A 7,194-nucleotide genomic window follows, 5' to 3' on the forward strand; every position below is an offset into this window, starting at 1 on the left:
TCTTTTTTCAGCTTCTTGTTTTTGATTTTCAAATTTTGCTTTTTCGGATTGCTCTGTCGCCAAAGAAGCGGATATCTCATTGATTTTTATACTTTGAGTTAATTTGGCTTCTATAAGGTCATTTTCTTTCTCTTCGAGAGATCGAGTTTCTTTTTCCGCATCTGTAACTTTTTTCTCAGCTTCTTTTTTTAATTCATCTAAATTTTCTTTATCATCTATCTGGGCCTGCATAATCTCATTACTAGCAGAAATAAGCTTAGTCATACCAATGGCTGCTGTGACTGCATCTGATAATGATTCGGCATTTACCATGACAGATATTATAGAGTCACTTTTTTGATTTACTTGTGCATTCCTAGCCTGCTCTTCGATAAGTTTATTCCTAAGGCGTATTCTTTCCTCAAGAGCAGTAATTTTCTGATTAATCTCGGTAAGTTTCTTCTCAGATGTGTTTTTTTCCACTAGCACTTTTTTATATTCTTTTTCTAGCTGAGTTATTTTGTTATCTAAATCAGTAAGATAATTTTCAGCTGATTCTTTATTTTTTACAATCGCTTCAATTTTATCATCTTTTTCTTTGATTTTTTCCTCTATAGTCTGTGCTTTAGCTAAGAGACCATTACTAAAAAATAGCGAAAACACAATGACAGAGGTAGATATAAATGTTTTTTTCAAATTGATTTTTCACTTCCCTTATTTTATTTGTGAAGAAACATTTTACATAATATTCTCCTCTCTATTTTATCGTTGCTACAGGTTCTACTAGGAATTGAAATTGGAATTACTATACAAAAAGTAATAGGATCCATATGCTATATTTCAATTTAATAGACAGCTTCAAAATAACTAAAACTTATGGAGATTTTATGGAGCATATACATACCTACATAAAATTCACACAACTGTAAAGTATGATATCAAAAGTTAATACAGGAGAACGAATTTAGTGAATAAAACATTGAGACTCATGAAACCTTGGGACTATTTCATTATTACTGCGGTCATTATGGCATCATTCGTACCATATTTACTATTTGATACTAATAATGATGAAAATAATAATAGGGAAAGTACAGATGTAATTGCAGTTGTTAAAATAGATGGAGAAGTTGTAGACAAATTTAACTTATCACAAGTTAATGAGTCTTTTGAGAAAACATATTACCCTCAAAAAGGGAAATACAATATTATTGAAGTAGCTCCTGGAAAAATCAGGGTAAAAGAAGATAATAGTCCTGATCAAATTGCTGTTCGTACAGGCTGGATTAGTAGACCAGGGGAAATGAGTATATGTCTGCCTCATAAATTGATTGTTGAAATTTTAGGAGTAGAGGAGAATCCTTTAATTTATTAGTATGAACTAATAAGTACCACGAATCCTATTATAGAGACATGGACGGAGTAATCTAAGGAAAGACCGTTAACTAAAATCGCTAAAACCTGTTTACATTATTCTTCATTTAAGGTGGTTACGGAATTTTGCATATAGAAAGCCATATTAGAGCTAACGAGTTTATAAAATATTAATAGGGATGGTAGGTGTCATTACAGTGGATAATACTTATTTAACAGATGTGTTTAATCAATATAAATTACGCGAAAATTTACTGTATCAAACTTGGTTTATCAAAAGTGAAAAACGTTTGAAAGCGTTTAAAAAAGTTAGGAAATACGTACAAGTACTTATCAAACATGTCAATAACGGAACGTTCCCAACAGATTTTAAAAATTCAGCCCTAGAGGACATAATGAATGTAATTGCAGAACAAACAGAAATTTTTAAAGGAGCCAAGCATGCATTTATGTGGAAACCTAAATTGAGAATTCCGGATATTTATGAAAATAGGGAAAATCAGTTAGCTTTTTCACTTTGTCTTGATCAAATTCTTAAAGCTAATCAAGAAATTAAAATGTTATTTGCTGTAAATATTCTAGCAGAAAAGAAAATCAGAGGGCTTGGTCCAGCTGTCGCAAACATTTTATATTTTCTAGAACCTACCATTTTCCCTCCTTTTAACACAGCTATTGTAAATGGATATAATTATCTTACGGGCTCGAAAATTCGCTTAGGTAAATGGGAGGACTATTTTAAACTCCGTGATGGTATGATTGAACTCAACTGCTTAGGAGGACTTTTTTCGAAAGATTTGGGTGCTATCTCAGCTTTTTTATTTGATATTGGGAAACTAAATTATATTGTTCGCGAAAATGAAGAAGAGTATGTCAGAATTTCAGAAAGTAACACCCAGAAATTAATAAAACAGAAGTTGGAAAAAGAGGATGGCAAAAATGTGCACCAAAAAATCCAATATATCTTAGCTACTTTAGGTAATGAGATAGGTTATCATGCTTGGATTGCCTCAAACGATCATAATAGAATTGTAGATGGGAATCGCTTAGGAGATGTGTCTATACCTCTATTACCAGAAACAATCTATCAATTACCAAATCCGTTAAGTAGGACGATTGGTTTGATTGATGTTATTTGGTTTTCAAAAAATGGGGAACCGATATGTGCTTTTGAGGTTGAAAAATCGACGTCAATAATTTCTGGGATGAATCGAATGGATGATTTGTATTCGATTCATCAAGAAAATTTGATGATGTATATTGTCTCACCGGATCAACGTGAAGAGGAGATACGAGCACAATTTAATAGACCACATTATATGCGTAATCAAAATTTGCATGATCACTTACGATACATTCTATTTACAGATTTAGAGAAACATGCTAATTTTATGAAGAAATTTGGCAAAGATTTTACAATTTTAGCCCCGATATCTCATTATCCAAGTGGTGAACTAGTTCGGTAGTTATTCTGGACAAAGAAGTTGAAATTAATACGGTTAATTGTAGTATAAATAAGCATTTGGGCAGAATTGGAAATCAATCTTCCCTTTTTTTACGAGTAGCTTCCACATTTATAATGGCGCTCATTGCTATTGAATGTCTTAGCAACGTCCAGAAGAAAATCATCATATTAATGCTGCCCATGCTTCTATTTTAGTAACTTTTCGTTGAAGAAAATTGCGGATAGAGTGAATACTATCTATTCATAACCTAGAAATGTTATCTAAAAAGGTATTTTCCTTATATTCATCGAAGATAATGGTTCTATTTGCACTTAAAAAAGAAACAATAAATCTTACTTCTAGAATCCCCTGGTGTATGGACTACCCTATACACCAGGGGATGTTATGTACTCTTGGTGGAATGCAACGAGTGGATGGAATGATGAGGATCATTTTCTTTGGTGTCAGAAATACATAAAGAAAGATTATAAACCACGCATGCCTTATTCGTTTTATAAAGAGTAAAGTTAGACTAAATATTTTGAGAGAATCAATTCTATTCTGAACCATGAATTTAGTGAATTTTAAAGGGACTGTGACATAAGTCCATAGAAGAAAACCGCAAGAAATGACGAGAAAGCGTTCATTTCTTGCGGTTTTTTGGGTAAAATAAAAAGGAGCACCGGTTCCCGCCAATGCACCATCATTTAATCCTGAAAGGACTAAACAAAATGTATACTAATTATAACATGAATCAACTCACTTTGGATCTATCTACTTCATTTTCTCCAAAAGAAAATCATGTCGCCGTTTTTATCCATGAACTGGTCGAAGCGCTTCAGATTAATGACCCCTATCTTTTTGGTCGACCAAGAGAATATGATTTAGGTGCCATGATGAAGGTGGTTCTTTTTGCGTATACGCGAGAAACCTTTACAAGTCGCAAGATTGAACGCTTAGCTGAAGAAAACCTATATGCTCGCTGGTTGACGCAAGAACGGGTTCCGACTTATCGAACTATCGCCCGTTTTTGTGTATCCAACGATGTACAGGAGTTGACCAATAAAGGTTTAGATCAGTTGACAGAGTATCTGCGTGCACGGAATCTGATTGATGATGCGTTGTTTATTGACGGGACCAAAATCTTGGCGGATGCGAATAAATACAGCTTTGTCTGGAAGAAAAATACGATCCGGTTCGATCAAATGAATCGCGAAAAATTGCTTACTATGATGACGGAACTAAAAGAAGCATATGCCCTGAAACAGATTCCCGAAGGGACGACCTTGACCGTAGACATGATAGATGAACTGTTAACACGGATGGAACTGCGTCTGGATGAACTAGAAAATGAAGTTGAGGCAACGAAACGTCTTTCGCCAAATCCAGCGAAACAACAACGGCGAACGTTGAAAAGCCAAGTACGCAAACTAAATGCAAAGTGAGAAAAACTTCTGGAACATCAAACGCAGTTTTCTATTTATGGGACTAGAAACAGTTATTCAAAAACCGATCATGATGCGACATTTATGCGCGTAAAAGAAGACCACATGAAAAATGGCCAACTTAAACCTGCGTATAACCTGCAGATCGCTACATGTAATCAATTTGTGCTCGGCTACGATGTCTTTCAAAACCCAACAGACACTAAAACACTGAAACCATTACTGGAAAAAATGAAGACTGCACAAAAGTCCCCTCATTATTTGGTCGCCGATGCAGGTTATGGTTCAGAAAGCAATTACCGCTATATAGAAGATGAACTTCCTCAGCATACTGCACTGATTCCTTATGGAACGATGTTTAAAGAACAAAGTAAGAAATGGCAGACAGATGACCGGAAAGTAATGAATTGGGTTTACGAGCCCAATGAGGACTTTTACATCGACCCCAAAGGGGTACGATTCAATTTTCATGCCTACCGTCAACGAACAGATGCGGATGGCTTTGTCCGAGATTTTAAAGAATACCAAGCAGAAAAAACGGATGCGAACCAAGCGCTCATTCCTGAAGCCTTAACCCCAAAGGGGAATCGTAGAAAGATCACTGTAAATCCGTCTTGGGAGTATCATAAAGAAAAACAAAAAGAACGGTTATCAACGCCTGACATTCAAAAAATATATGGGCGGAGAAAAGTCGACGTGGAAACAGTCTTCAGATTTATGCAGGCTTGTTCGGGCTTCACTCGCTACACGGTTCGAGGCTTAGAGAAAGTCAGAAAACAGACGGGTTTACTCATTACGGCAATCAATATGATGAAATTGACAAAAATAGGAACTTGAACTACTCAAAATGAATAAAAAAACAAGAAGCACTCGAAAAATCTCATGATTTCCAAGTGCTCCTTGTTTTTTGGAGAGCGTAACTAGGTAACTTATGTCACGCCTCCTTTAACTTATTTTAACCTTGACTTCAAATCGCTTAGTTCACTACTTAAGATATCATTTTGCTCTTTTAAATTTTCAAGATCCTGTTTCAATTGTTCGTCATCTTTTTCATTATGCGATCCTGAGTGCATACCCCTCATCATAAATATCATCATTATCGGACATAATAAAAGTAATAACCACTGCATTGTCATCGCTCCTTAACTAAGTTCTTTAGAGTAGCAACTTCTTCTTTTAATTGCTCAGTTTGGATTTTTAAACTTGCTATATCATTTTCGGAACCAGTGTGTTTTGAATGATCTTCTCCATGCATATGATGATGCCCAGCATGTCCGTGCCCTTTATGCATAAACATCATTGAGATAGGGCAAATTAGTAGTAATAGTAGTGGTAAGAGATTAAGTAATGCTTCCATGTAAATCTTCCTCCTTAGATTTTTTGAGATAGATGTAAGTTAATATAGAGCCAATTAATAGGACTATGGACAGGACTTGAGCCATTCTCAAGTTTGCTGTTAGCATTAAACTGTCGGTCCGTAATCCTTCAATCCAGAATCTCCCGACGGAATATAGTGAAACATAAATTAAAAATATTTGCCCAAAGAACATTCTATTTCTAGACACCAGAAGCAAAATAATGAGTACTCCTATATTCCATAAAGACTCATATAAAAAAGTCGGATGATGGTAGGCCCCATCAATATACATTTGATCAATTATGAAAGATGGGAGTTTCAGAGATTGCAGGAACTCTATGTCTACAATTTCTCCATAGGCCTCTTGATTCATAAAATTTCCCCATCGTCCAATGATTTGTCCAATTACTATACTGGGAGCAACTACGTCAGCAACATTCCAAAAAGAAAGATTTTTCTTCTTGCAATAAATAACCCCTGTCAATACAGCACCAATTAATCCACCATGTATTGCTAGACCACCTTCCCAAATTTTTAAGATACTTAAAGGATCATCAATGTACAAAGGTAATTCAAAAAGTACATAGTATAATCTGGCCGATATAATAGAAACTGGCAATCCATATAACAACAGATCAACAATTGTATCCTCAGGCAATGCCGCACGCTTTGCTCTTCTATTAGCAACAAAATATCCGATTATGATCCCAAACACTATGAAAATGGCATACCAATAAATAGTAAATGGACCAAACGAAATAAATACTCTGTCGTAGGGTTCTCTCAAATTCTTCCCTCCTTCCTAATGAACTTGTTTTGACTATAGCAGGCTATTATGGAAATTTTATGTAGACTTTTTGACAGATACATTGGTACACATTTTCTACACAAGTTTTTTTATCATTATATTAAAAGGAGTGATCTAATATAAATATTAATTTAATGAAAAAAAGCATGCTATTTCTATTATTTTTTGTCTTTGCTTTATCCCTCGCGATTACATTGACAAGCAACTTCCCTGGTTTGCTCAAAATCAATTTATTCTTTCAAAGCGATATAAATTTTCAAAACTGGAGTAGATCTCAAGTTAATCAAGATTTTAGAAATTTAATGGGCTATTTAAATAATCCTTTTCAAAAAGAATTGGTTTTTGATAATCTATACGTCTCAGATCGCGGTATAAACCATTTTAAAGATGTTAAATTTTTGTTCCAGCTTAACTATTCATTGCTTCTTTCTACGAGTAGCGTTCTTTTATACCTAAACAGGAAAAAATTAGTAACGCGTGATCAAGTCAGAGAAATCACTAGTTTAATCAAGTGGATGATAATATCAGTCTGTGTAATGGCACTTCTGTTTTTTGATAAAGCATTTGTGCTTTTTCATCAAGTATTTTTTGACAATGATGATTGGATGTTTGACTATCGTACAGATCCAATTATCAGTTTTTTACCGGAAACATTTTTCTTTTTATGCTTTTTATTAATTGTAACTATAAGTGTTTCTACTTTGACAACAATTCATCATTTGTTTAATAAAGAAGAACGTACTTTATGAATAGCCGGGAGCGTCAATAATTTTGTGTAAATAACTCGTC

The 7,194-nt window shown here is 34.4% G+C and carries 7 protein-coding genes and 1 pseudogene; 4 read left to right on the forward strand and 4 right to left on the reverse strand.

What is annotated here, in order from left to right; all coding sequences use genetic code 11:
* Positions 1-675, reverse strand: a 675-nt coding sequence (locus tag HMPREF2961_RS13590; protein WP_025481662.1) for a coiled-coil domain-containing protein, incomplete at its 3' end; no start/stop codon positions are given.
* A gap of 271 nt (positions 676-946) precedes the next feature.
* Between HMPREF2961_RS13590 and HMPREF2961_RS13595 the strand changes: the two genes are divergently transcribed.
* The 3 genes and pseudogenes from HMPREF2961_RS13595 to HMPREF2961_RS15955 all read left to right on the forward strand — a co-directional run bounded on the left by HMPREF2961_RS13595 (position 947) and on the right by HMPREF2961_RS15955 (position 5,077).
* On the forward strand, positions 947-1,354 hold the full coding sequence (locus HMPREF2961_RS13595; protein ID WP_002307641.1) for a NusG domain II-containing protein: 408 nt from the start codon (positions 947-949) through the stop codon (positions 1,352-1,354).
* Between the two features lie 178 nt (positions 1,355-1,532).
* A complete protein-coding gene (locus HMPREF2961_RS13600) occupies positions 1,533-2,816 on the forward strand; it encodes a hypothetical protein (protein WP_002325571.1) in 1,284 nt (427 codons plus the stop codon).
* 710 nt (positions 2,817-3,526) lie between these two features.
* Positions 3,527-5,077 (forward strand): annotated as a pseudogene (locus HMPREF2961_RS15955) (IS1182 family transposase).
* Positions 5,078-5,190: 113 nt separating this feature from the next.
* Here HMPREF2961_RS15955 and HMPREF2961_RS13610 read toward each other — a convergent pair.
* From HMPREF2961_RS13610 to lgt, 3 genes are read right to left on the reverse strand one after another with little or no spacing between them, the layout of a single operon-like run.
* On the reverse strand, positions 5,191-5,370 hold the full coding sequence (locus tag HMPREF2961_RS13610; RefSeq protein WP_002325573.1) for a DUF2933 domain-containing protein: 180 nt from the start codon (positions 5,368-5,370) through the stop codon (positions 5,191-5,193).
* Positions 5,371-5,372: 2 nt separating this feature from the next.
* Entirely contained in the window at positions 5,373-5,597 is a 225-nt protein-coding gene (locus HMPREF2961_RS13615) for a DUF2933 domain-containing protein (protein WP_002307648.1), read from the reverse strand.
* On the reverse strand, positions 5,581-6,384 hold the full coding sequence (lgt, locus tag HMPREF2961_RS13620; RefSeq protein WP_002294779.1) for a prolipoprotein diacylglyceryl transferase: 804 nt from the start codon (positions 6,382-6,384) through the stop codon (positions 5,581-5,583). Before lgt ends, HMPREF2961_RS13615 begins: the two co-directional genes overlap by 17 nt.
* Positions 6,385-6,539: 155 nt before the next feature.
* On the opposite strand from lgt, the gene HMPREF2961_RS13625 reads away from it, so the two are divergent.
* Positions 6,540-7,154, forward strand: a complete 615-nt coding sequence (locus HMPREF2961_RS13625; RefSeq protein WP_002307650.1) for a TIGR01906 family membrane protein — start codon at positions 6,540-6,542, stop codon at positions 7,152-7,154.
* The last annotated feature ends 40 nt before the right edge of the window (positions 7,155-7,194 follow it).

It is taken from the genome of Enterococcus sp. HMSC076E04, from assembly GCF_001814285.1.
In the GTDB taxonomy this organism is placed as follows: domain Bacteria; phylum Bacillota; class Bacilli; order Lactobacillales; family Enterococcaceae; genus Enterococcus_B; species Enterococcus_B lactis.

What these genes read in the sequence shown, in the direction of transcription:
- HMPREF2961_RS13600 (WP_002325571.1), top strand. Translation starts at nt 1,533, where the DNA reads ATGGTAGGTGTCATTACAGTGGATAATACTTATTTAACAGATGTGTTT.
- HMPREF2961_RS13610 (WP_002325573.1), bottom strand. Translation starts at nt 5,370, where the DNA reads ATGCAGTGGTTATTACTTTTATTATGTCCGATAATGATGATATTTATG.
- HMPREF2961_RS13615 (WP_002307648.1), bottom strand. Translation starts at nt 5,597, where the DNA reads ATGGAAGCATTACTTAATCTCTTACCACTACTATTACTACTAATTTGC.
- HMPREF2961_RS13625 (WP_002307650.1), top strand. Translation starts at nt 6,540, where the DNA reads ATGAAAAAAAGCATGCTATTTCTATTATTTTTTGTCTTTGCTTTATCC.